Genomic DNA, 21,686 nt, shown 5'->3' with positions numbered 1-21,686 from the left:
TCGGTATAAATATACAACCAAAATGGCCGAAACCGGACTCAACAACATTGAAATCGCAAACAGAACCTGCTTTCCCAGGATACCTTTTTTACTGTAATTCTCTGATATGTAGTATGATACCAAATACCACACGAGGAAAAGTATGCCGAAATAAACTGCTTCCATGCTCAATAGAGATAATAGATTATAAACCAAAGCGGTACGAGTATTCCGATCAGTGTCATCCACCATCCACGACCTGCGAGGCCATCGCCTCCACGCGGGATCAACAGGCCTGTGAGGGCCAGCAGGATCAGCGCACCCGCGTAAATATCGGAAACTATGGTCCAGGTGCGTACAGGATTGTAATGCAGATAGTTGACTTCACGAAACACCAGCCGTTTCCGCGTTATGGATATTTGTCCGCTGCCTGTCTTCAGGTTGATTTCAGCTGTTCCACCCTTTAGAAACACTTTCAGCCGGTTTTCGGAGGGGAAATAATGCTTACGATACTCATCGTCCACACCATACTTTTCAAGTATTTCCAGCACTATTTCTTTGTCAGGTCGCACCTCAAAAGGCGGCTCATTGATGGCTTTTTCAATAACTACAAAATTCGGGTTCCATTCGTTGCGATGGTTGAGTGCTATGCCTGATAAGGCGTAAACGATGGTCATCCCAAAAAACAGGTAGCCGAAATCGCGATGGATGGCCCTGTTCCATTTTCTCCAACTCATTTGACGACAGTTAGTTTTAAAAAAAAACCAGGCCAAACCGACCTGGTTTACAAATGTATGCATTACAGTTATTCTTCTTTCACAATTTCGTAGCTCTTAGCTACAATGTGGTAGAACGACAACTTATCCACACCTTTTTCGGCCATCTGCTGACGATAGCTGGCAATTTGATTGTAAGCTTCTTCATTGCTGTGGTGATCTTCCTGTTCACCTTGTACTGCCTGGCCGCCATCCAGGTGTTTGTTTTCAACTTCTTCGTTTTTGAGCTCCTCTTCCCATTCCTTCAGATAAGCTTCGTCAACAATGGTCTCGGCTACGACACCGGTTACAACAAAGTCGAGACCTTCGTTTTCGGCATTAAAGGCAGCCATATCCTCACCCGTAACCACCTTAACACGACCTTCGCTGTTCACGTCCACAAGGAAAAGTTTCTTACCATCGTGCTTGCAAATGTGGTCGGCAGTGCCACGAATAACTACAGTTTTGCCTACCAGTTCAGGTGCCATGGTTTTGAAGTCGCCAACGGTAACCTCAACAATTTCTTCGGTGGTTTGCTGGGCTTTGTCCGATTTTTGCCCGCCACATGCTGCAACAACAAAAGGCAGCAGCATTAAGAAAAATAATTTCTTCATTATCAATTGATTTTGGTAATACATCGTCTGCAAATTTAAGTAATTTCAATATTCAAATGCTTCCTTTGTTTAATAAAATTGAACCAAATAGCTGAGAAGCAATAAGGTGAATCAGCACGTGCGTGCTGGCTTAGGACAAAACTGGTTTGTTTCAGTCTTCTGGAACAACTATTTCGTCGTCGGCGAGGCGGATGCCGTCGTAGGCACGTTCAACTCCGTTGAGGTATTGTATGCTTAACACCAGGGTACCATCGGGATTCCATATTTTCCATTCCCCGTTGCGGCGACCCATGAGCCAGTTGCCTTCTTCGGCTTTGCGGCCGTTGGGGTGATAACTGATGTGGTTGCCATGGGGCAAATCTTCACGAAAGCCACCTTCGAAAGCAAGGCTTCCGTCGTCATAAAAGTATTTCCACGTGCCTGAGCGCGTGCCTTCGCTGAAGTTACCTTCTTCGGTAAAGCGGCCTGTTTTGATTCGCCAGAATCCTTCGCGCAGGTCGTCGAGGTATTCGCCTTGTGCAATCACCTCTCCTTCAGGACTATACTCTGTCATCAGTCCGTCGCGCTTTCCTTGTCTGTAATTTTCTTCGCGCCACAGTTCCCCGTTGTTGTAGAACCACACCCATCGTCCGTCGGGCTGACCTTCGTTGTTGTAGCTGCCTTTTTGTTCGATGGCGCCATCCGGATAGTAAAACTCCCATGGTCCGGTGCGCAGGTTATTGGTATAGTTGCCCTGCGATTTGATGGTCCCGTTGGGGTAGAACTCTTTCCAGAATCCCTGACGCAGGCCGGATGCATCGAGGATGCCTTCGGCCTGGAGGATGCCCTGCTTAAAGATGTAGGATGTGGTGATGTTGCCTTCGCGGTCGAATTCGCGCCGTATGCCTTCGGGTACCCCCTGACGATAAGTAGCCTCGGTCTTTATTTTTCCATCAGGCCAGAAATCGCGTCGGTATTCAAGCCGGGCAACCTCCTGCGCACTTTCTTCGAGCACGTCGTCGGTATATTTTTCAATGGTCAGCAAGTTGCCTTGCCGGTCGTAGGTCTTGAAGAATCCATTACGTAATCCGTTTCGGAAAGTACCTTCCGCTTTCAGTGTGCCGTCGTCGTAAAACCACTTCCACAAACCATTTGGCCTGCCTTCGGGGTCGCGGCGGTTGATGCGTTCGCGTGCAGTGATAAAACCCCGCCTGTATTGTGTGATTTCAATAATGGTGCCGGTGGTGTCGTAGCTGAAAGCTGTTCCGTCTTCGAGTCCGTTCACATAGGGAATGGTTTTCAAAAGCCTGCCTGACCGGTCGAAATGACGTGTAAGCCCCTGGCGCACATCGTTTTCAAAATTTTCCCTGATCACCACATCGGCCAGCCACACGACCCGGTCTCCCTGTCGTTTGCCATCCTGATAGTTGATCTCGAGTGTGAGCGTACCTTGTTCGTCGTAAAACTTCCACAATCCGTCGAGTTGAAAGTTTTTACGGTTACCTTCCGATCTGAGGTTCCCGTTTTCGTAATAGTTTTTCCAATAGCCTTCCGGCTTGCCGTTTACCAGCCAACCTTCGCTCGAAACCGCACCCGAGGGGAAACGCAATACAGTATAGACGCTATCGGGCTGCATGGCGTTCACCAGAAGTGGGAAAAGAGCAAAAAGTAACAGAATCAACTTTTTCATACGTTGTTGTTCAGTTGGTCACCGTGCGTCCAGGAGCAACACGCTCGTCTTTCTTGAGGATAAACACATCCTGCTTTTTTACTTTCAACCGTGTACGCTCGCCTCCGGGTAGGATGTAGTAAAACGTGGTATCGTATGCTACCTTGCCAAAACCTTTTCTCCATTCAATGGCCGAAACCTGGTATTGCCCTCTGTAGTTGACCACAAACCTCAGGTTTCTGTTTTCGCCATTTTCGAAGGAAACATCCAAAAAATCAGGGCCATAATTTTCGCAAACGCCGGGTGTCATCTTTTTAATTACCACACGTTCCACATACTGCCCGTTTATGAACTTCACTTTTCCGCCCAATATCCTTGCCTCGTCGCGGGTAATGCTGCGTTGCAGGGTGAATTTCCGGTCGTTGTAATACTGCACCTGTTCCGGACTGATGTTGTACGAATTTAGTCTGTCGCGCAGCTGCTGGTTGAGGTAAAGCGAATTTCTGGATGCACAGCTGCTGGCCAAAAGCAGTGCCAACGCAAATGATACTACAACAATCGTCCTCATAATCAATTATTTTATCAGACCGAGGCTGAGCGAAAGCTCCAACATACGCTCAATAGGACGGCGTGCTTTGTCCATGAGTTGTGTTTCCATATGAATGGCAGGCCGCTCATTTTTCATTGCAAGATACAGTTTTTCGAGCGTGTTGAGTTTCATGAAGGGACAATCGTTGCAATTGCATGTTTCGTCGGAGGGCACCACAAGGAAAGTCTTGTCGGGCGAAGCCTGTTGCATCTGATGCAGGATACCCGTTTCTGTGGCCACAATGAACTTTTTGGAGGCGCTCATTTTTGTGTAGGCCAACAAAGCTGTGGTTGACCCTACAAAGCCCGCAAGCTCCAGCACGGGCGCCTGGCATTCGGGGTGGGCAATGATTTCAGCATCAGGGTTTTCCATTTTCATCTGCACAATGGCTTCTGCCGTCAGGATGTCGTGCACCTGGCAGGTGCCATCCCACAAAACCATGTTCCGGCCGGTAAAGCGGTTGATGTATCCGCCAAGGTTTTTGTCGGGAGCAAAAACGATAGGATGATCTTTGGGAAACGATTCGACCAGTTGCACAGCATTGCCCGAAGTGACAATGAGGTCGGACATGGCTTTGACCTCGGCCGAACAGTTGATGTAGGAAATGACGGTATGTCCGGGATAATTTTCCAGAAATCGGGCAAAGTCGTTTGGAGGGCAGCTGTCGGCCAACGAACACCCGGCTTCCAGGTCGGGCAGCACGACCAGCTTTTCCGGATTGAGAATCTTCGCAGTTTCGGCCATGAAATGTACACCTGCAAACACAATCATGTCGGCATTGGCCTGCGCCGCCTTTTGTGCCAGGCCAAGACTATCTCCCACATAATCTGCAATATCCTGAATTTCAGGCACCTGGTAATAATGTGCCAGAATTATGGCGTTTTTTTCTTTCCTTAAACGGTTTATTTCTTCGACCAGCTTCATTTTTCAGCAATTTTGAGGTTTGCCAACAGTTTTGTGCAAAAATACCACAATTGCCCCCCCGGACATCCATGGCTTGTTTAGCGCTCATTTAACAATAGATTTTTTAAAAAATATGTTGTTGTTGATGGGTGATGTTGATTTCGTTGAAAAAATCCGGGCCGATTTCTTGCATTTTTGAGTTTTGAGATTTTTTCAACAGTCATTTAACAGCGCTTCGGGTCTATTTGATTGAATTACAAATCTAAACTTTTTCGCCTGTGAATTGTCAATGGGTCGGATGTTGGTAAAAAGTGTGCTTAAAGGTCATGGCAGCCTGTTGGAAAAAGACTCAAAAAATGCCGCCTTTTGAACACAGTGTTCATAAACCACCCTTTTTCGGCCAGTGTGCTTAGATGTGTTAACAAGGCCGACACAGATTGTTAACAATAGCCCACATCTTGCTGTTGATAAAAAAATTATTCTGAAAATCAATAATTTATGTTAAATACCTCAAAAAGTTGAATGGCTTAAAGGTTTCATATACAGGCAAAATTCCCTGAGCAGGGTGTTTTTGCTTTAACTTTGGCCTGAATTCTTATCAACAATGCATCTTTTTGGCACAACGATACCCATTGCCAGCGACCATGGTGGCTTTGCCGTCAAGTCGTTTTTAATTGAAAAACTTCGGCAATCTGGCTTCGAAGTAGTTGATTTCGGGGCATTTAGTGAGGAAAGTGTGGATTATCCCGACTTTATTCATCCGCTGGCCAGGGCGGTAAACGATGGTGTCTATTCGGGTGGTATCATCCTGTGTGGCAGTGGCAACGGGGCGCAGATCACGGCAAACAAATATCCGGGTGTGCGCGCTGGCTTGTGTTGGAATGTGGAACAGGCCAGGCTCACCAGGCAGCACAACAATGCCAACATTGCTTCCATTCCTGGCAGGTTTGTGAGCAAAGAAGAGGCATGGGAGATTGTCAAAGCATTTTTGAGCACGCCATTCGAAGGCGGAAGGCACCAGACAAGGGTTGAAAAGATTCCTCCGAAGCAAATTTAACCACAGCTTGAGGCATGAAGCATCAAAAGGCAGAATTTCTGAAACAGGCAGCTGCGGTGGCGTTCGATCAGGAACATCGCCGCCGCATCAATCACAATATTGGACAATACGACAAGGCAGTGCTGAAAGGCAAGGCCAGGCTCGAAAACCTTAGTCTGTTGCGCCAGCGCGCTTACAATACCAAGTTCAGGGCCTTGCATTTGCTCGATCAGTACCTGGTGGAGTTTGAAGCCAATTTTCAACGTGCCGGCGGAAAGGTCATCTGGGCCTGCACTGCCAATGATGCCCTGGCCGAAATAGCCGCACTGCTCGAAAAAGAACGCATTGAGATGGTGGTTAAGTCGAAATCGATGACCACCGAAGAGATTGGCCTGAACGCGTATCTGGAGAAAAAGAAGGTGGCGGTGCACGAAACCGACCTGGGGGAATTTATTGTGCAGATTGCGGGCGAAAAGCCTTACCACATTGTAACACCTGCCATGCACAAATCCAAAGAAGATGTGGGGGCCTTGTTTAACGAAAAATTCGGGCTGCCAGCCAACAGCACCCCGGAGCAGGTGACTGCTTTTGTGAGGACACACCTGCGCGAAAAGTTCCGTTTGGCCGGAGCAGGCATCACTGGTGCCAATTTTATTGTGGCCGACACCGGATCGGTGGCAATCACCGAAAACGAAGGCAATGCCTTGCTCTCGATGTCCACACCAAAGCTGCACATTGTGGTGGCAGGAATAGAAAAAGTGATCCCTTCGGTTGACGACCTCGACCTGTTCTGGCCCTTGCTGGCCACACATGGCACAGGCCAGTTGATGACGGTGTACAACTCGCTGGTAAGCGGTCCGGCTGCCGGTGGCCATGGTCCGCAGCAGATGGTGGTCATATTGCTCGATAATGGTCGGAGCAAACTGCTTTCGAAGTCGCGGCTGCGCATGGCACTCGGATGCATCAGGTGTGGCGCCTGCCTGAATGTGTGTCCGGTGTACAAAAACATCGGAGGCTACACTTACAACACAACTTATACAGGTCCCATAGGTGCAGTCATCAGCCCGCATCTGGACGACGAAAAGGAAAAGCAAATGCATCTGAGTTTTGCCTCAAGCCTGTGCGGTGCATGCACCCAGGTTTGTCCGGTGAATATCCCGCTTCACCATATGTTGCTGATCAACCGGCAAGAGGCTGTAAATGAAAAGCTTGTGCCTGGTAATGAGCGCTTCCAGTTGAAGCAGGCCTCGTCGATATTGATGAACCGCAAACGTCTGGATATGGCCGGTTCGGGAATGAAAAACAAGGTGCTGCGCTACTTTGCGGCCAAACAATGGGGCGCAAAACGCGAACTGCCATTGTTTGCCAAAAAATCATTCAGCCAGAAGTGGATTGAACAACAGCAGCAAATTGATTGATCACGGCCTCAATTATTTTGCCCTGACCTGCCTATTTTAGTAACCCATCCTTCCGCAACTGCCTGGTAATTAAACGTGAATAACCTTTGAGCCAAGTTTTTAAACCAGCAGGATTTACTGCCTGAGATTGTGTGGTCCAGACCAGATTTTCCTGAGCCAAGTCATAGAGGTTGCTTTCTATCAGATAGGTTTTGTCTGTTACAAGGTAGCCAGGATTGTAAATAATGGGGTAGCGATATAGGTAATAGTCGTAGAAGTTGCCATAAAAAACCAGTTGAGCTGGCGGTGGCGACAAGAAAGGTGGGTTGTAACGCTCCGATGTGAGGACATCCAATAGCGTGATGGTAAAGACTGCATTGCTGCCTGTGGCTTCAATCTCAGCTTTAAAGTATTCTTTTTGAGTAGGTTGAAGTTTTAGGCCAAGTTCAGGTAGCACTTCGTACGATTTTGCAGATTTCAGTCTGAGTTTATGGATGGATTCTGCAACATGATCTTCGATAATTCTTCGAATTTCCTGATTGTCGGTTAGTGCAATTATGAATATCTTGTCATATTCCAGTTCTGCTGCTTCTGGTGCTGTCCAGGACCTCAATATTTTCTGATTGCTGCTGCAGGCATGGGTCAGAATTAACAGAACAGCAAAAATTAACAATCTAAATTTCATAAAGTTAAGCTTAATATCCAATCTGTGAAGGGATGATAATTATGCCACCAAACATGCCAAATTGAGCAAACGGAATGCGACTACTCAGTCCGATCTGTGATCCGCTTCCGGGGCTCCACCACAAGTAGCCTCCTATGTCGGTAACAGGGAAAAACAAGTTCGCTGAAAATTGCACCCCCATGCCCGAATTCACCATCAGTCGGCTGCCAGCCTGAAATCCGACAGCAAATTTTACAATATCTTCAAGCATCGGTTTACGGGGTGCGAGTACCATCAGCCCGATCCTGCTGCCCAAACTGAATGACAAGTTTTCTGAAGTTTCAAAATGCTGACTTGCTCCTACTAGAATGTAGTGCATGTTGATGGCTTCATTCAGGCTGGTTTGCGCATTGTAAAAATCAAGTTTGCCTATTGTTTCCTGCCACAGGTAGGCGATTTCGGCTGTTCGATCCTGGCCAATGTCAGCTGCAATGATTCCCATGGTTGCCCACTGGCCCTCAATTTTTGCTTTGCCACCTGAAACATTAAACCGGTCTCCAAAAAGGTAACCCCCGTTCACATTCAGTGTAATCATCTGAGCATAAGAAACTGAGGAGGAAATGAAGAACAAAAAGAGGAGAAACAGACGATGATGCATTGTCTCAAAGTTGATTTATCAGGTCGTGAAATTAATAGAATATTTGAGAATAAGTCAGATTTTAATTACACCAAAAAAATTGCCCCGCTTTATTTCATACGCTCAGGGTTTTGTTCCAGAAATGCCTTCCAGCCTGAGTAGCTGGTGTTTTCGATTTTTGTTGGTTTGCCCTGAAAGTAGTGACAAACGGCAGCTGCCAGCCCGTCGGTGGCGTCGAGGGCTTCGGGTTTTTGTTCGAACGAGAGCAGGGTTTGCAGCATAGCGGCCACCTGCTCTTTTGAGGCATTGCCATTGCCCGTGATGGATTGTTTGATTTTTTTGGGGGAATACTCAAAAACCGGTATGTCGTGGTTGAGGGCAGCAGCAATGGCCACCCCTTGCGCCCGGCCAAGCTTGAGCATCGACTGTACGTTTTTGCCGTAAAAAGGCGCTTCAATGGCCAGTTCGTCGGGTTTGTACTGTGCAATAAGTTCGGTGGTGCGGTCGAAAATTTTGCGGAGCCTGAGGGCATGGCTGCTGTATTTGTTGAGCCTGAGCACACCCATCACCATTAGCCGGATGCGGTTACCCTGTTGCACAATCAGGCCGTAGCCCATGGTGGTGGTGCCGGGGTCGATGCCAAGGATGATGCGTTCGCTTTCCAAAAAAAATTCCTTATTTAGCCTGATGAATGCAAAGGTACGCAAAAGCGCCAACCGCCTGCTCAGGCTGGGCATCATGCTCTTTACCCTTGTCTTTCTTTACCGGCAGCTGTTGAGCAAAACGGGCATCGAACAGTGGATTGGGATGATCGAAACGCTCATTGCGCCAGGAAATCCCAGAAATATGTTCATGGCTGCTTTGATGTTGCTGGCCCTAAACCTGTGGCTCGAAACCGTCAAATGGCAGTTCATCATGCATCCGCTCGAAAAAGTATCCTTTGGCAATGCGCTGGCCGCAGTGCTTTCGGGTATCTCGGTCAGCCTGTTTTTGCCAAATAGGGTTGGGGATTACCTGGGAAGAATCTTTGTGCTTCGCCAGGCCAAACCTGCCGAAGCAGTGCTGCTCACCATCATCGGCAGTTTTTCGCATCTGCTCATCATTGCCCTGGGCGGCGTCCTGGCTTTGCTGGCGCTTATACCCCGAATAAGTATCCTCAGTTTTTTACCTCTGCCACTGGCTTACCTGAGTGTGCTCAGCGGCCTGGTGATCATCATGGGTTTGTTGTTCCTTGTGTATTTCAACCTGCCTGTGCTCAGGCGCATCTTTACCCGCCGGACGGGCCGGATGCAACGTATCGAGCAGCTGCTGGGCGTGTACGATTTGCTCAGCAACAGGCTGTTGTGGCAGGTGCTGGGACTTTCGGCAGCGAGATATCTGGTGTATTGCACCCAGTTTTTTTTGCTTATCCGGGCGTTTGGGCTGGAAGTGCCCTATCACACCGGCCTTGCCCTGATTGGCCTCACCTATTTGCTTATGACCCTGATACCCACCATTGCCATTTCGGAACTGGGCATACGCGGTTCGGTGGTTGTGGCCGTATTTTCGTTTTATCCGGGCTACGATTCCACAACAGCCGGTATGGCCGTGCTTGCAGCCAGCTCGCTGCTCTGGCTCATCAACCTCGCTTTTCCTGCCCTGATGGGCGCCATTGCCGTAAACCGCCTGAAATTCATCCGCAACGATGATTGAACTGATATACTGGTTGCTGCTGTTCACCCGTATCGCAGCTTTGGCCTATCTGATACTGATGCTGGCCTATCTGGCAGGCTGGCAGCGCCTTTCGGATTACGTCCCGCTCAAAAAAAGCAATCATCCTTTTCTGAGCATCATTGTGGCGATGCGCAACGAAGCCTCCAACCTGCGGCAGCTCATGCAGGCGCTTGCCAATCAGACCTATCCGGCCCACAAGCTGCAAATTGTGCTCTCCGACGATGGCTCCGATGACGATTCTGCCAGTCTGGCGCGAACGCTTGTCCTTGAGTTGGGTATGCCAAATGTACTGGTGGTCGAAAATCAGGCTGCAGGAAAAAAGTCTGCCCTGCAATCGGCATTCCGGCATGCCCGGGGCGAATGGCTGTTGTTTACCGATGCCGATTGCGTCCCGCATCCAGAATGGGCCGAGACCATGCTTGCCGAAGCCATACATCGTGACAAACTCATGGTATTGGGCCCGGTGAAAATTGGCAGAACAACAAGCCTGATCGAAAAGTTTCAGGCTGCCGAAACCAACAGCCTTATGGCTGCAACGGCGGGTTCGGCAGGCATTGGGGTACCTTCGATGGCCAACGGAGCCAATATGCTGATCAGTAGCAAAGTATTGAACGAAGGTGACAGCCATGCCCTGAAACCTCAGTATGCCTCGGGCGACGATATGTTTCGCCTGGAGGCCATACTAAAGCGCTATGGTTCAAAGGCAATCGGCATGGCCATGCATCCCGGAGCTATGGTGGTCACCATGCCCGCACCCGATATGGCCTTGTTTTTCAGGCAACGTATGCGCTGGGTGTCGAAAAGCGGTGGATACAGCCGCCCTGAACTTATCGTGCCGGCACTGATAGTGTTTCTTTTTAATGCGCTGCTGGCCTTCACGCTCTTGTTGTCAACTATTTTTCCGGTTCTTCTGCTGGCTTTTGTGGCATTGGTTGTGCTCAAAACCTTAACCGATCTGCCCCTGGTGTGGCCGGCATTCCGCCTGGCGGGACAAAAAAACCTGCTCGCCTGGTTTGTGGTGTTTCAGTTGGTGTATCCGGTTTATGTGTTTGTTACCGGATTGGCCGGAATGATGGTCAGCGTGAGGTGGAAAGGGAGGGGATAGGTTTCTTGGTACTTGGTACTTGGTACTGGGTACTGGGTACTGGGATTCAATGATTCATGATTCAATGATTCAAAGATTCGAGGGGTGGCGGGAAGTGAGTTACGAGTTAAGAGTTGCGGGATGCGGGAGGTTGTTGTAGTTGTGGGAGTTGTCGTGGTTGTCGTAGTTTTATCCGTGAAAATCAGCCTGATCCGTGTCATCAGCGTTCTATTGTTGAGGATAGAACATTGATTACGCAGATTGAGCAGATGGTCACAGATTAAAAACAGTGCAAATCAGCCAAATCAGTGTGATCTGTGTTCCATTGTTGAGGATAGATAGATTAGGGAGTTCCGGGTTGCGGGTGCTGGGATTCAATGATTCATGATTCAAGGATTCAAAGATTCGAGGGGTGGCGGGAAGTGAGTTACGAGTTAAGAGTTGCGGGATGCGGGAGGTTGTTGTAGTTGTGGGAGTTGTCGTGGTTGTCGTAGTTTTATCCGTGAAAATCAGCCTGATCCGTGTCATCAGCGTTCTATTGTTGAGGATAGAACATTGATTACGCAGATTGAGCAGATGGTCACAGATTAAAAACAGTGCAAATCAGCCAAATCAGTGTGATCTGTGTTCCATTGTTGAGGATAGATAGATTAGGGAGTTCCGGGTTGCGGGTGCTGGGATTCAAAGATTCATGATTCAAGGATTCAAAGATTGGTGAAGGGGGACTAGAGCGACTTTAGCGAAGGGTGAGATATTAGTAACCCTTCGGCCACGAGCATATTTTAGGATGGGGTTGGGTTGCAGATATTTGCGCTTAAAATTTTTGGGATATGATTCGTAAAGAGCGCAAAGACAAAATGTTTTTTTTTGGTTGAGCAGTGGGAGCAAAGTGGTCAAAGTCAAAGGTCGTTTGCAATGGCAAATGGGATGAAGCTTTACACATTTCGTTACTGGGTAAATAAGTATCGTTCAAAGGAGCAGGCAACTGGAGGCTTTGTGCAGTTGAATGGGCCATGTAGCACAAACCTGTTGATTCGTTATCCCAATGGCATTGAGCTTCATGTGCCGTTGTCTACCCCTGTATCGCTGCTCAAATGTTTAATCCGGATGTGATGATATGTTTTCCATTACTTCGGCAAGGTATTTTCTCTACCTTGAGCCAACAGACATGCGTAAAAGTTTCGACGGCTTATGCGGGCTGGTCACAAGCAAGCTTGGCCAAAACCCCATGAGCGGAGATTTGTACATTTTCATTAACAAGCCACGCAACTGCATCAAAATGCTTCGGTGGGAACCCGGAGGGTTCGTACTGTTTTACAAGCGACTCGAGCAAGGCAGGCTGCAACTGCCCAAACAAAGTATAGATGGGGTGAAAACCAGATGCTCGACTATAGCCAGCTGGTGATGATAATCAATGGTATTTCAATGGAAAATGCAAGAAAAAACAAGCGATTTTATCGACATGATTTTGTTGGAAACTAAGGTTTAAGGCGGTCATTTCCAGCAGGTTGATTCTGTAATTTTGCCCTATGGCAAGCACAGAAACAATCACTATTTCCAAAGCAGCACATCAAGCCTTACTGGCCGAGCTCAATATGCTTCGTCAAGAGCTTGCACGGCATAAGGACATGGTATCGGAATATGATGCGATGGTGGTCGAGCCTCAAGCTGCTCAAGCATGAACTTGCCCAGCTCAAGCGTATGCTATTTGGTGCAAAGAGCGAACGGTTTGTGGCTGCCAATCCCAATCAACTAACCCTTTTCGAGCTGCCGGAACCTCAGAAACCGGAGCCCCAGACCCAGCAAATAAACTACACCCGTACAAAAGCCGGGCAAAAGACAAGCAACAACCGCTTCGTCTTGAACTTCCGGCCCATTTGCCACGCAAACAGCAGGTCATCGAACCACAGAACCTTCCTGAGGGCGCCCGCTTCATTGGTAATGCCATCACGGAGGTACTTGAATACGAGCCTGGCAGCATCTATGTCAGGCAGATTGTGCGCCCCAAGTATGTGCTTGGTCAGAACCAGGAACAAACACAGATAGCCATAGCCGAGCTTCCGAGCCTGCCTATCGAGAAAGGTAATGCCGGCGCAAGCATGTTGGCTCACCTGATAGTGAGTAAATACGCAGATCACCTGCCATTTTACCGTCAGGTACAAATGTTCAAACGTCAGAAGCTTCAGTTGTCAGAGTCAACCATCAACGGATGGTTCAGCGCCAGCTGTCAGTTGCTTGAACCGCTATACCATAGCCTTGTGGCAAAAGTTCAATCCTCGGGCTACCTTCAGGCCGATGAAACGCCCATTGCAGTATTGACAAAAGACAAGCCGGGCTCAACACACAAAGGTTACCTCTGGGTGTACCACGATCCGATGGAGCGCCTTGTGGTATTCGACTACCAAGCAGGGCGCGGACGCGAAGGCCCGGAGAAGTTTTTGAAAGACTTTAGCGGAGTGCTTCAAACCGATGGTTATGCAGCATACAACGGATTAAGACTCAAAGGCCATATCTTGCAACTTGCCTGCATGGCACATGCCAGACGCAATTTTGAAAAGGCATTGGATAACGACAGCCAACGGGCTGAAACTGCCCTGTTGCTTATAGGCAAGCTATACCAGATTGAGCGCATGGCAAAAGAGAATCACCTGAACCATGATGAGATAAAATCCTCAGACAGCAACAGGCCCAACCTGTGCTTGAGCAGTTGCATCGGTGGCTCAGTGAGCAACATGCCTGTGTCTTGCCCAAAAGCGCCATTGGCCAGGCCATCACTTACATGTTGACCCTTTGGCCAAGACTGATAAGATACCTCGATGACGGACGATATCAAATGGACAACAACCTGATTGAAAACACCATACGTCCTGTAGCCCTTGGCCGAAAAAACTATCTGTTTGCAGGCTCGCATGAGGGAGCAAAGCGCGCAGCCATGATTTATTCCTTGTTAGCCACTTGCAAACTCAATGAAGTAGAACCTTTTGGCTGGCTCAGCCATACCCTCGAGGTACTTCCAGACCACCCGGCCAACCAACTGTACAAACTACTCCCAATAAAAAATCCAAAATAACAAGCAACACGCTCGTGGCCGAAGGGTTACAGATATTATGGGTAGCGGCAAAATTTGTTGCATGTTGAGGATTTGTTTGAACGAAAATGATGGAACATATTTTGTATGTGTTTGATAATAAAGGTGATATAAAGTATTTTAAGATTTATTAACATTTGTTGGCGGATCTTGGGGGAATTTGTAAATTTAGGGCCTATATACCGCCAAACCAATATGATAGACTCAGGTAGAATCGTATCCAAAGTGCAGGTGGCGACAGGTTTTTTTGATAGCCTTGTGCCCATTGACCATGAAAATGACCTTGAGCAGTCGCACATCTACAGCCTTAGTAGGTGAGTGTGGAGGATTATGGCACATCAATAAACGAGTTAGCGGTAATGGCTAAAAAACAAATTCAAAAGAGGGAGTCACGCCCGGAAAAACATAGATTTTTAGCAAATAGAAATAAAAAATGGACAATAGATTTACGGACATAATTCAGCTCATAAAACAATCACGGAACAACGCATTAAAAGCCGTAAACGCTGAACTGATCAATCTTTATTGGAATATTGGTGAATATATCAGCAATAAAATTGAACATTCAGAATGGGGTGACTCTGTAGTAACAGAATTGGCAAAATTCATAAAAACAAACGAACCAGAATTAAAAGGGTTCTCCGATAAAAACCTTTGGAGAATGAAGCAATTTTATGAAACCTACAAGAACTTTCCAAAACTCTCAACACTGTTGAGAGAAATTAGTTGGTCACATAACTTGGCAATTTTTTCGAGGTGTAAGACTGCCGAAGAAAGAGAATTTTATCTAAAGTTATCAAAACAAGAAAGATATAGTTTCAGAGAACTTGAAAGACAAATTTCAGCAAGCCTTTTCGAGCGGACAATGATTGGAAACTCAAAACTCTCGACAGCGTTGAGAGAAAGTAATCACGAGCTTTCAAACACCTTCAAAGACAGCTATGTATTTGAATTTTTAAACTTACCTGAACTACATAATGAAAGTGATTTGCAACGTGGACTTGTAATACAGATGAAAAATTTCATTCTCGAACTCGGGAAAGAATTTTTGTTCGTAGCAGAGGAATATAAGTTGCAAGTAGGTAACAGCGATTTTTACATTGATTTGCTTTTCTACCACCGAGGGTTGCAATGTTTAGTGGCATTCGAACTAAAAGCTGATAAATTTAAGCCAGAACATCTGGGCCAGCTAAACTTTTACCTGGAAGCACTGGACAGAGACGTTAAAAAAGCCAAACGAAAATCCGAGCATTGGAGTTTTATTATGTAAGGACAAAGACTGTGAAGTAGTAGAATATGCTTTAAGCAGAAGCCTTTCACCGACAATGGTTTCAGAATATAAAACGCAGCTACCCGACAAGAAACTTTTACAACAAAAACTACACGAACTGTTTGACAATGATAAGGAAGATAAATATAGCCAATAATGCCAACAACCGCTTGCCCAAAGCAGCGATTCAGTGGTTAAATCAAGAGCAGCGGTTATCTCAACATTTGTGCTTGGTTGACAATGAAGCATTCCGAATTTGCAAACCGCGGCAACACGCAACACGTTATTCATTAATGAAATAAGATATTGATACTACTGCCAGTTTGCTACTTAAAGATAGAAAAAAGAAAGCGAATTAATGTACAACCGACGCACAAAACAGCCTGTATGCATAGCACACAAACAGACACAAGACCTGAGTTTGCGAAAGATTTGTTTATTACAGTTGCCCCATCGAAATAATATAAATTTGTGATTAATAATTTGGATAAAATATGAAAATTCCGCTGAACCAATTTGAGCAATACATTGATGAAACCATACTTAAGCGTGGTTTACAGTACTTTAAAAATGGGCAAGTAAACGAACCCGAAGAAATAAGCCCTGGCGAGTATGTGGCTATTGTCGAGGGTACCCAGGATTATACAGTTCAACTTATCCTCAAAAACGGAATTATTACCGAGCATGATTGCGATTGCCCCTACGATATGGGGCCTGTTTGCAAGCATATAGCTGCTGTTATTTTTTACCTGCAACAAGATGAGTTGGAATTGAATAAAAAGACGAAAAGAACCAAAAAAAAGCAATCTGTTAAACCTGCAAAGCCTAAAATAGTTGCTCAGCAGGTTGACGAATTGCTTGAAAAAGCAAGCCATGATGAATTAAAAGAATTTGTGCGCGAAATGGCCTCAACAGACCCTCATTTCAGGAATTTGTTTTTATCTTATTTTGTACAACACAATTCCGATGAATCGAAAGAACTGTACGTTAAGCAGGTAAAAACAATCCTTAAATCGGCTTCCGACAGGTATGGTTTTATCGACTGGTCGGCATCAAGGGTTGTAGGAATTGCCGTTGACAACCTATTGGAGACGGCACAAAAACAGATCATCAAACTCAATTATAAAAGTGCTTTTTTTATTTGTACTGCCGTGATGGAGCAAATGACAGAAGCTCTTCAGTATTCGGATGACAGCAATGGTGATATCGGCGGAAGTATTGATACCGCTTATCAAATGCTTTATACTATCGCACAGGAAAAGTTATCTGAAGAAATCAGAAAACTAATTATTGAATATTGTTTTAGCTCTTTTGACAAAGAAATTTATTCAGGCTGGGATTGGCATATTGGTATTTTGCGAATTGCTGCACTACTTTTGAAAACTGAAGACGAAACTGAGCGAATTTTTGCACTAATAGAAAAAGTTCAAAGTTCCGATTACGCGAAGGAAGAAGCCCAAACTATAAAGTACGATATATTGCTTAAAACCAAAGGAGAAAATGCCGCAGAAAAATATCTGGAACAAAATATTACAAATCCAAATTTAAGACGGGAAGCTATTCAAAAATCACTCCAAAAGAAAAATTATGATAAAGCCATTTCTTTAGCCAAGGACGGAATAAATCATGATTCTAAAGATAAACCTGGATTAGCAAAAGAATGGTACGACTGGTTATTAAAAATAGCACAAGCCCAAAACGACTCCGACAAAATTATTGAATACGCTCGTCTGTTATTTATTGACAATTTCAGGCATGAGCAGGATTATTACCAAATACTCAAACAGCATGTACAACCTGAAAAATGGATTGGATTTGTAGAAGATGTTATTCATGATATTACAACAACAAAACGATGGATAGATACCAATTTGATTGCAAAAATTTTCATAAACGAACAATGGTGGGACAGACTTTTTGAATTGGTCAGAAAAACCCCCGATTTAAACACAATTGAATATTACGAAAAGTATCTGGCAAAAGATTATGCGAATGAATTAGTTGAAATATACGCAAAAGGAGTTCAAAAATACTTGGAAGACAATATGGGTAGAAACCATTACCAAAATGCTTGCAGATACATCCGCAAGATTATAAAACTGGGAGCAAGAGACAAAGCAAATTCAGTTATTTCATACTTGAGAACGGAATATCCTAAAAGGAAAGCATTAATGGAGGAACTGGATAAAGTATAAGCTATTTATGCATACGCAATTGGATGCAAATTTTCAATTACTCAAAAAAATGTATTTGTATGGGAATTCATTAATTTCATTTCGAACGAGCCAAAATTAAAATCAAAAAGCGCAAAAGAGCCAACAAAGGCAACGAAAGGTAGTCAACAACGAAGTAGTAAATTGAAAGACAAAATGACAGAAAAAAATTTACACCGAACGGCTAACATATTGCATAATGCATTGGGGCTTAGTGTTTATAAACGTCCAGACCCGCATCGGCGTTCGTGCGTGCTGTTAGGAACATGGCATGCAATACCAAACTATTAATACAAGCAACCGTTACCAACAAAATGCAATAAATAGTAAAGGAACAATACCAAACTAAATTGAAAAATATGAAAAAGTTAAGTTTACTGTCAGCATTTGCAATTGCAACCAGCGTTATGCTAACGAATTGCAAAAAGGAAGAAAAGAAGGTTGAACTACCAACCATCAGCACGCATGCAGTAACAGAGATTACTGCCACTACGGCTAAAAGCGGTGGTAATGTTACAAACGATGGCGGCGGCGCGATAACCTCACGGGGTATTGTATGGAGCACATCACAAACGCCAACCATTGAGCTACATGCCGGTATCACCAATGAAGGAGGAGGAACAGGCCTTTTTCAAAGTCTCTTAACTGGCCTCTCGCAAAATACGGTTTATTACGTCAGGGCATACGCAACCAATAGTGCGGGAACTGCTTATGGCAGCCAGGTACAGTTTACAACGGAAACATCCGGCAGTGCGCCTGAAGTAGCCTTCAGTGCTATACCCACTTCCGGTTTAGCCCCGCTGACGGTGAACTTTACCGATCAAAGCAGCAACTATCCCACCAGCTGGTTATGGGAGTTTGGCGACGGAACCACAAGTACACAACAAAATCCATCAAAAACCTATCAGAATGCCGGCAGCTACAATGTGAAACTTACAGCTTCAAATGCGCATGGGTCGAACAGTCACACGAAAAATAATTACATCACAGTGAGTGCTGCAGGCAGCGCACCTGTTGCCGCCTTTACAGGTAACCCAACCAGCGGCACAGCCCCCTTAACCGTAACCTTCACCGACCAGAGCAGCAACAATCCCACAAGCTGGTTATGGGAGTTTGGCGACGGAACCACAAGTACACAACAAAATCCATCAAAAACCTATCAGAATGCCGGCAGCTACAACGTAAAGCTTACAGCTTCAAATGCGCATGGCTCGAACAGCCACACGAAAGATGGTTACATTATGGTGACTGCGGGTGGTGGCGGCGGCACCGGCCAGCCCTGTCCGGAAACCCCTACGGTTACTGACATTGACGGTAATGTTTACAACACTGTGCTCATTGGCAACCAGTGCTGGATGAAAGAAAACCTGAGAACCACCAAATACCGCAACAATGCGATTATCGAATATCACGGCTCAGATAACAGTGCATGGTCGAACAACACCACCGGAGCTTATGACTGGTATAACAACGACAGCATCTGGAAAAACAGCTATGGCGCGCTTTATAACTGGTATGCAGTAAACAACACCAATGGACTTTGCCCTGCTGGCTGGCATGTGCCAAGCGATGCCGAATGGACGCAATTGGTTGATTATGTGGTGGCACAGGGTTTTCCAAACAGCAATGTAACGAATGGCGCCGGCAACGCACTCAAATCCTGCCGGCAGGTAAACTCACCCCTGGGTGGGGTTTGCAACACTACGGTTCATCCCCGTTGGGATTTCGGCACCCACCACGGTTTTGATGAGTTTGGATTTTCGTAACCCTTCGGCCACGAGCATATTTTAGGATGGGGTTGGGTTGCAGATATTTGCGCTTAAAATTTTTGGGATATGATTCGTAAAGAGCGCAAAGACAAAATGTTTTTTTTGGTTGAGCAGTGGGAGCAAAGTGGTCAAAGTCAAAGGTCGTTTGCAATGGCAAATGGGATGAAGCTTTACACATTTCGTTACTGGGTAAATAAGTATCGTTCAAAGGAGCAGGCAACTGGAGGCTTTGTGCAGTTGAATGGGCCATGTAGCACAAACCTGTTGATTCGTTATCCCAATGGCATTGAGCTACATGTGCCGTTGTCTACCCCTGTATCGCTGCTCAAATGTTTAATCCGGATGTGATGATATGTTTTCCATTACTTCGGCAAGGTATTTTCTCTACCTTGAGCCAACAGACATGCGTAAAAGTTTCGACGGCTTATGCGGGCTGGTCACAAGCAAGCTTGGCCAAAACCCCATGAGCGGAGATTTGTACATTTTCATTAACAAGCCACGCAACTGCATCAAAATGCTTCGGTGGGAACCCGGAGGGTTCGTACTGTTTTACAAGCGACTCGAGCAAGGCAGGCTGCAACTGCCCAAACAAAGTATGGATGGGGTGAAAAACCAGATGCTCGACTATAGCCAGCTGGTGATGATAATCAATGGTATTTCAATGGAAAATGCAAGAAAAAACAAGCGATTTTATCGACATGATTTTGTTGGAAACTAAGGTTTAAGGCGGTCATTTCCAGCAGGTTGATTCTGTAATTTTGCCCTATGGCAAGCACAGAAACAATCACTATTTCCAAAGCAGCACATCAAGCCTTACTGGCCGAGCTCAATATGCTTCGTCAAGAGCTTGCACGGCATAAGGACATGGTATCGGAATATGATGCGCTGGTGGTCGAGCTCAAGCTGCTCAAGCATGAACTTGCCCAGCTCAAGCGTATGCTATTTGGTGCAAAGAGCGAACGGTTTGTGGCTGCCAATCCCAATCAACTAACCCTTTTCGAGCTGCCGGAACCTCAGAAACCGGAGCCCCAGACCCAGCAAATAAACTACACCCGTACAAAAGCCGGGCAAAAAGACAAGCAACAACCGCTTCGTCTTGAACTTCCGGCCCATTTGCCACGCAAACAGCAGGTCATCGAACCACAGAACCTTCCTGAGGGCGCCCGCTTCATTGGTAATGCCATCACGGAGGTACTTGAATACGAGCCTGGCAGCATCTATGTCAGGCAGATTGTGCGCCCCAAGTATGTGCTTGGTCAGAACCAGGAACAAACACAGATAGCCATAGCCGAGCTTCCGAGCCTGCCTATCGAGAAAGGTAATGCCGGCGCAAGCATGTTGGCTCACCTGATAGTGAGTAAATACGCAGATCACCTGCCATTTTACCGTCAGGTACAAATGTTCAAACGTCAGAAGCTTCAGTTGTCAGAGTCAACCATCAACGGATGGTTCAGCGCCAGCTGTCAGTTGCTTGAACCGCTATACCATAGCCTTGTGGCAAAAGTTCAATCCTCGGGCTACCTTCAGGCCGATGAAACGCCCATTGCAGTATTGACAAAAGACAAGCCGGGCTCAACACACAAAGGTTACCTCTGGGTGTACCACGATCCGATGGAGCGCCTTGTGGTATTCGACTACCAAGCAGGGCGCGGACGCGAAGGCCCGGAGAAGTTTTTGAAAGACTTTAGCGGAGTGCTTCAAACCGATGGTTATGCAGCATACAACGGATTAAGACTCAAAGGCCATATCTTGCAACTTGCCTGCATGGCACATGCCAGACGCAATTTTGAAAAGGCATTGGATAACGACAGCCAACGGGCTGAAACTGCCCTGTTGCTTATAGGCAAGCTATACCAGATTGAGCGCATGGCAAAAGAGAATCACCTGAACCATGATGAGATAAAAATCCTCAGACAGCAACAGGCCCAACCTGTGCTTGAGCAGTTGCATCGGTGGCTCAGTGAGCAACATGCCTGTGTCTTGCCCAAAAGCGCCATTGGCCAGGCCATCACTTACATGTTGACCCTTTGGCCAAGACTGATAAGATACCTCGATGACGGACGATATCAAATGGACAACAACCTGATTGAAAACACCATACGTCCTGTAGCCCTTGGCCGAAAAAACTATCTGTTTGCAGGCTCGCATGAGGGAGCAAAGCGCGCAGCCATGATTTATTCCTTGTTAGCCACTTGCAAACTCAATGAAGTAGAACCTTTTGGCTGGCTCAGCCATACCCTCGAGGTACTTCCAGACCACCCGGCCAACCAACTGTACAAACTACTCCCAATAAAAAATCCAAAATAACAAGCAACACGCTCGTGGCC

The 21,686-nt window shown here is 46.3% G+C and carries 21 protein-coding genes and 1 pseudogene; 14 read left to right on the top strand and 8 right to left on the bottom strand.

Annotation, left to right across the window (positions count from 1 at the left end):
* Window positions 1-167: 167 nt before the first annotated feature.
* The 5 genes from IPM52_10020 to nadA all read right to left on the bottom strand — a co-directional run bounded on the left by IPM52_10020 (window position 168) and on the right by nadA (window position 4,509).
* Complete coding sequence (locus IPM52_10020; protein ID MBK9291947.1) at window positions 168-779, bottom strand: PepSY-associated TM helix domain-containing protein; 612 nt, start codon at window positions 777-779, stop codon at window positions 168-170.
* A gap of 5 nt (window positions 780-784) precedes the next feature.
* On the bottom strand, window positions 785-1,348 hold the full coding sequence (locus IPM52_10015; GenBank protein MBK9291946.1) for a hypothetical protein: 564 nt from the start codon (window positions 1,346-1,348) through the stop codon (window positions 785-787).
* 151 nt (window positions 1,349-1,499) lie between these two features.
* Window positions 1,500-3,017 carry a toxin-antitoxin system YwqK family antitoxin gene (locus IPM52_10010; protein ID MBK9291945.1) on the bottom strand — a complete coding sequence of 506 codons (1,518 nt, stop codon included), beginning with the start codon at window positions 3,015-3,017 and terminating at the stop codon, window positions 1,500-1,502.
* A gap of 10 nt (window positions 3,018-3,027) precedes the next feature.
* The gene (locus tag IPM52_10005) at window positions 3,028-3,564 is read right to left on the bottom strand and encodes a hypothetical protein (protein MBK9291944.1); all 537 of its coding nucleotides are present in this window, start codon (window positions 3,562-3,564) and stop codon (window positions 3,028-3,030) included.
* Window positions 3,565-3,570: 6 nt separating this feature from the next.
* Complete coding sequence (gene nadA, locus IPM52_10000) at window positions 3,571-4,509, bottom strand: quinolinate synthase NadA (GenBank protein MBK9291943.1); 939 nt, start codon at window positions 4,507-4,509, stop codon at window positions 3,571-3,573.
* 583 nt (window positions 4,510-5,092) lie between these two features.
* Here nadA and rpiB point away from each other — a divergent pair.
* Together rpiB and IPM52_09990 are read left to right on the top strand one after the other, a co-directional pair.
* Window positions 5,093-5,545 (top strand): ribose 5-phosphate isomerase B, encoded by a 453-nt coding sequence (gene rpiB / locus IPM52_09995; protein ID MBK9291942.1) that lies wholly within the window; start codon window positions 5,093-5,095, stop codon window positions 5,543-5,545.
* Between the two features lie 14 nt (window positions 5,546-5,559).
* The gene (locus IPM52_09990; protein MBK9291941.1) at window positions 5,560-6,942 is read left to right on the top strand and encodes a lactate utilization protein; all 1,383 of its coding nucleotides are present in this window, start codon (window positions 5,560-5,562) and stop codon (window positions 6,940-6,942) included.
* Between the two features lie 31 nt (window positions 6,943-6,973).
* On the opposite strand, the gene IPM52_09985 is transcribed toward IPM52_09990, so the two are convergent.
* The 3 genes from IPM52_09985 to ruvC form a co-directional block, all read right to left on the bottom strand.
* Window positions 6,974-7,606, bottom strand: a complete 633-nt coding sequence (locus tag IPM52_09985) for a hypothetical protein (protein MBK9291940.1) — start codon at window positions 7,604-7,606, stop codon at window positions 6,974-6,976.
* Between the two features lie 10 nt (window positions 7,607-7,616).
* Entirely contained in the window at window positions 7,617-8,243 is a 627-nt protein-coding gene (locus IPM52_09980) for a hypothetical protein (GenBank protein MBK9291939.1), read from the bottom strand.
* Window positions 8,244-8,332: 89 nt separating this feature from the next.
* Entirely contained in the window at window positions 8,333-8,959 is a 627-nt protein-coding gene (ruvC, locus tag IPM52_09975; GenBank protein MBK9291938.1) for a crossover junction endodeoxyribonuclease RuvC, read from the bottom strand.
* Here ruvC and IPM52_09970 point away from each other — a divergent pair.
* From IPM52_09970 to IPM52_09915, 12 genes and pseudogenes are all read left to right on the top strand, one after another.
* A complete protein-coding gene (locus IPM52_09970) occupies window positions 8,910-9,914 on the top strand; it encodes a flippase-like domain-containing protein (GenBank protein MBK9291937.1) in 1,005 nt (334 codons plus the stop codon). The two genes, ruvC and IPM52_09970, sit on opposite strands and share 50 nt — an antisense overlap.
* Window positions 9,907-11,040: a glycosyltransferase gene (locus IPM52_09965; protein MBK9291936.1), complete on the top strand. Its 1,134-nt coding sequence runs from the start codon at window positions 9,907-9,909 to the stop codon at window positions 11,038-11,040. The genes IPM52_09970 and IPM52_09965 overlap by 8 nt, the downstream gene beginning before the upstream one ends.
* Before the next feature lie 1,096 nt (window positions 11,041-12,136).
* Window positions 12,137-12,424, top strand: coding sequence for an IS66 family insertion sequence element accessory protein TnpB (gene tnpB, locus IPM52_09960; protein ID MBK9291935.1), 288 nt, complete (start codon window positions 12,137-12,139; stop codon window positions 12,422-12,424).
* Between the two features lie 124 nt (window positions 12,425-12,548).
* Window positions 12,549-12,701, top strand: a complete 153-nt coding sequence (locus IPM52_09955) for a hypothetical protein (GenBank protein ID MBK9291934.1) — start codon at window positions 12,549-12,551, stop codon at window positions 12,699-12,701.
* A gap of 195 nt (window positions 12,702-12,896) precedes the next feature.
* The gene (locus IPM52_09950; protein MBK9291933.1) at window positions 12,897-13,805 is read left to right on the top strand and encodes an IS66 family transposase; all 909 of its coding nucleotides are present in this window, start codon (window positions 12,897-12,899) and stop codon (window positions 13,803-13,805) included.
* Window positions 13,763-14,089: a transposase gene (locus IPM52_09945; protein MBK9291932.1), complete on the top strand. Its 327-nt coding sequence runs from the start codon at window positions 13,763-13,765 to the stop codon at window positions 14,087-14,089. The genes IPM52_09950 and IPM52_09945 overlap by 43 nt, the downstream gene beginning before the upstream one ends.
* Before the next feature lie 451 nt (window positions 14,090-14,540).
* Window positions 14,541-15,534, top strand: a pseudogene (locus IPM52_09940) (DUF1016 family protein).
* 337 nt (window positions 15,535-15,871) lie between these two features.
* Complete coding sequence (locus IPM52_09935; GenBank protein MBK9291931.1) at window positions 15,872-17,572, top strand: SWIM zinc finger family protein; 1,701 nt, start codon at window positions 15,872-15,874, stop codon at window positions 17,570-17,572.
* Between the two features lie 377 nt (window positions 17,573-17,949).
* Window positions 17,950-19,356, top strand: a complete 1,407-nt coding sequence (locus tag IPM52_09930; GenBank protein ID MBK9291930.1) for a PKD domain-containing protein — start codon at window positions 17,950-17,952, stop codon at window positions 19,354-19,356.
* A 69-nt stretch (window positions 19,357-19,425) separates the two neighbouring features.
* Window positions 19,426-19,707: a hypothetical protein gene (locus IPM52_09925; GenBank protein MBK9291929.1), complete on the top strand. Its 282-nt coding sequence runs from the start codon at window positions 19,426-19,428 to the stop codon at window positions 19,705-19,707.
* Between the two features lie 4 nt (window positions 19,708-19,711).
* The gene (gene tnpB / locus IPM52_09920) at window positions 19,712-20,077 is read left to right on the top strand and encodes an IS66 family insertion sequence element accessory protein TnpB (protein MBK9291928.1); all 366 of its coding nucleotides are present in this window, start codon (window positions 19,712-19,714) and stop codon (window positions 20,075-20,077) included.
* 146 nt (window positions 20,078-20,223) lie between these two features.
* Window positions 20,224-21,666: an IS66 family transposase gene (locus IPM52_09915; GenBank protein ID MBK9291927.1), complete on the top strand. Its 1,443-nt coding sequence runs from the start codon at window positions 20,224-20,226 to the stop codon at window positions 21,664-21,666.
* The last annotated feature ends 20 nt before the right edge of the window (window positions 21,667-21,686 follow it).

The organism is Bacteroidota bacterium, from assembly GCA_016715945.1.
Classification (GTDB): domain Bacteria; phylum Bacteroidota; class Bacteroidia; order Bacteroidales; family F082; genus JALNZU01.
This window is presented reverse-complemented; position numbering and strand designations above follow the sequence as displayed.

Excerpts from the sequence above, each read along its gene's own strand:
- IPM52_10020 (MBK9291947.1), bottom strand. The coding sequence starts at position 779 with ATGCATACATTTGTAAACCAGGTCGGTTTGGCCTGGTTTTTTTTTAAA.
- IPM52_10015 (MBK9291946.1), bottom strand. The coding sequence starts at position 1,348 with ATGAAGAAATTATTTTTCTTAATGCTGCTGCCTTTTGTTGTTGCAGCA.
- IPM52_10010 (MBK9291945.1), bottom strand. The coding sequence starts at position 3,017 with ATGAAAAAGTTGATTCTGTTACTTTTTGCTCTTTTCCCACTTCTGGTG.
- IPM52_10005 (MBK9291944.1), bottom strand. The coding sequence starts at position 3,564 with ATGAGGACGATTGTTGTAGTATCATTTGCGTTGGCACTGCTTTTGGCC.
- nadA (MBK9291943.1), bottom strand. The coding sequence starts at position 4,509 with ATGAAGCTGGTCGAAGAAATAAACCGTTTAAGGAAAGAAAAAAACGCC.
- rpiB (MBK9291942.1), top strand. The coding sequence starts at position 5,093 with ATGCATCTTTTTGGCACAACGATACCCATTGCCAGCGACCATGGTGGC.
- IPM52_09990 (MBK9291941.1), top strand. The coding sequence starts at position 5,560 with ATGAAGCATCAAAAGGCAGAATTTCTGAAACAGGCAGCTGCGGTGGCG.
- IPM52_09985 (MBK9291940.1), bottom strand. The coding sequence starts at position 7,606 with ATGAAATTTAGATTGTTAATTTTTGCTGTTCTGTTAATTCTGACCCAT.
- IPM52_09980 (MBK9291939.1), bottom strand. The coding sequence starts at position 8,243 with ATGCATCATCGTCTGTTTCTCCTCTTTTTGTTCTTCATTTCCTCCTCA.
- IPM52_09970 (MBK9291937.1), top strand. The coding sequence starts at position 8,910 with ATGAATGCAAAGGTACGCAAAAGCGCCAACCGCCTGCTCAGGCTGGGC.
- ruvC (MBK9291938.1), bottom strand. The coding sequence starts at position 8,959 with ATGCCCAGCCTGAGCAGGCGGTTGGCGCTTTTGCGTACCTTTGCATTC.
- IPM52_09965 (MBK9291936.1), top strand. The coding sequence starts at position 9,907 with ATGATTGAACTGATATACTGGTTGCTGCTGTTCACCCGTATCGCAGCT.
- tnpB (MBK9291935.1), top strand. The coding sequence starts at position 12,137 with ATGTTTTCCATTACTTCGGCAAGGTATTTTCTCTACCTTGAGCCAACA.
- IPM52_09955 (MBK9291934.1), top strand. The coding sequence starts at position 12,549 with ATGGCAAGCACAGAAACAATCACTATTTCCAAAGCAGCACATCAAGCC.
- IPM52_09935 (MBK9291931.1), top strand. The coding sequence starts at position 15,872 with ATGAAAATTCCGCTGAACCAATTTGAGCAATACATTGATGAAACCATA.
- IPM52_09930 (MBK9291930.1), top strand. The coding sequence starts at position 17,950 with ATGAAAAAGTTAAGTTTACTGTCAGCATTTGCAATTGCAACCAGCGTT.
- IPM52_09925 (MBK9291929.1), top strand. The coding sequence starts at position 19,426 with ATGATTCGTAAAGAGCGCAAAGACAAAATGTTTTTTTTGGTTGAGCAG.
- tnpB (MBK9291928.1), top strand. The coding sequence starts at position 19,712 with ATGTTTTCCATTACTTCGGCAAGGTATTTTCTCTACCTTGAGCCAACA.
- IPM52_09915 (MBK9291927.1), top strand. The coding sequence starts at position 20,224 with ATGGTATCGGAATATGATGCGCTGGTGGTCGAGCTCAAGCTGCTCAAG.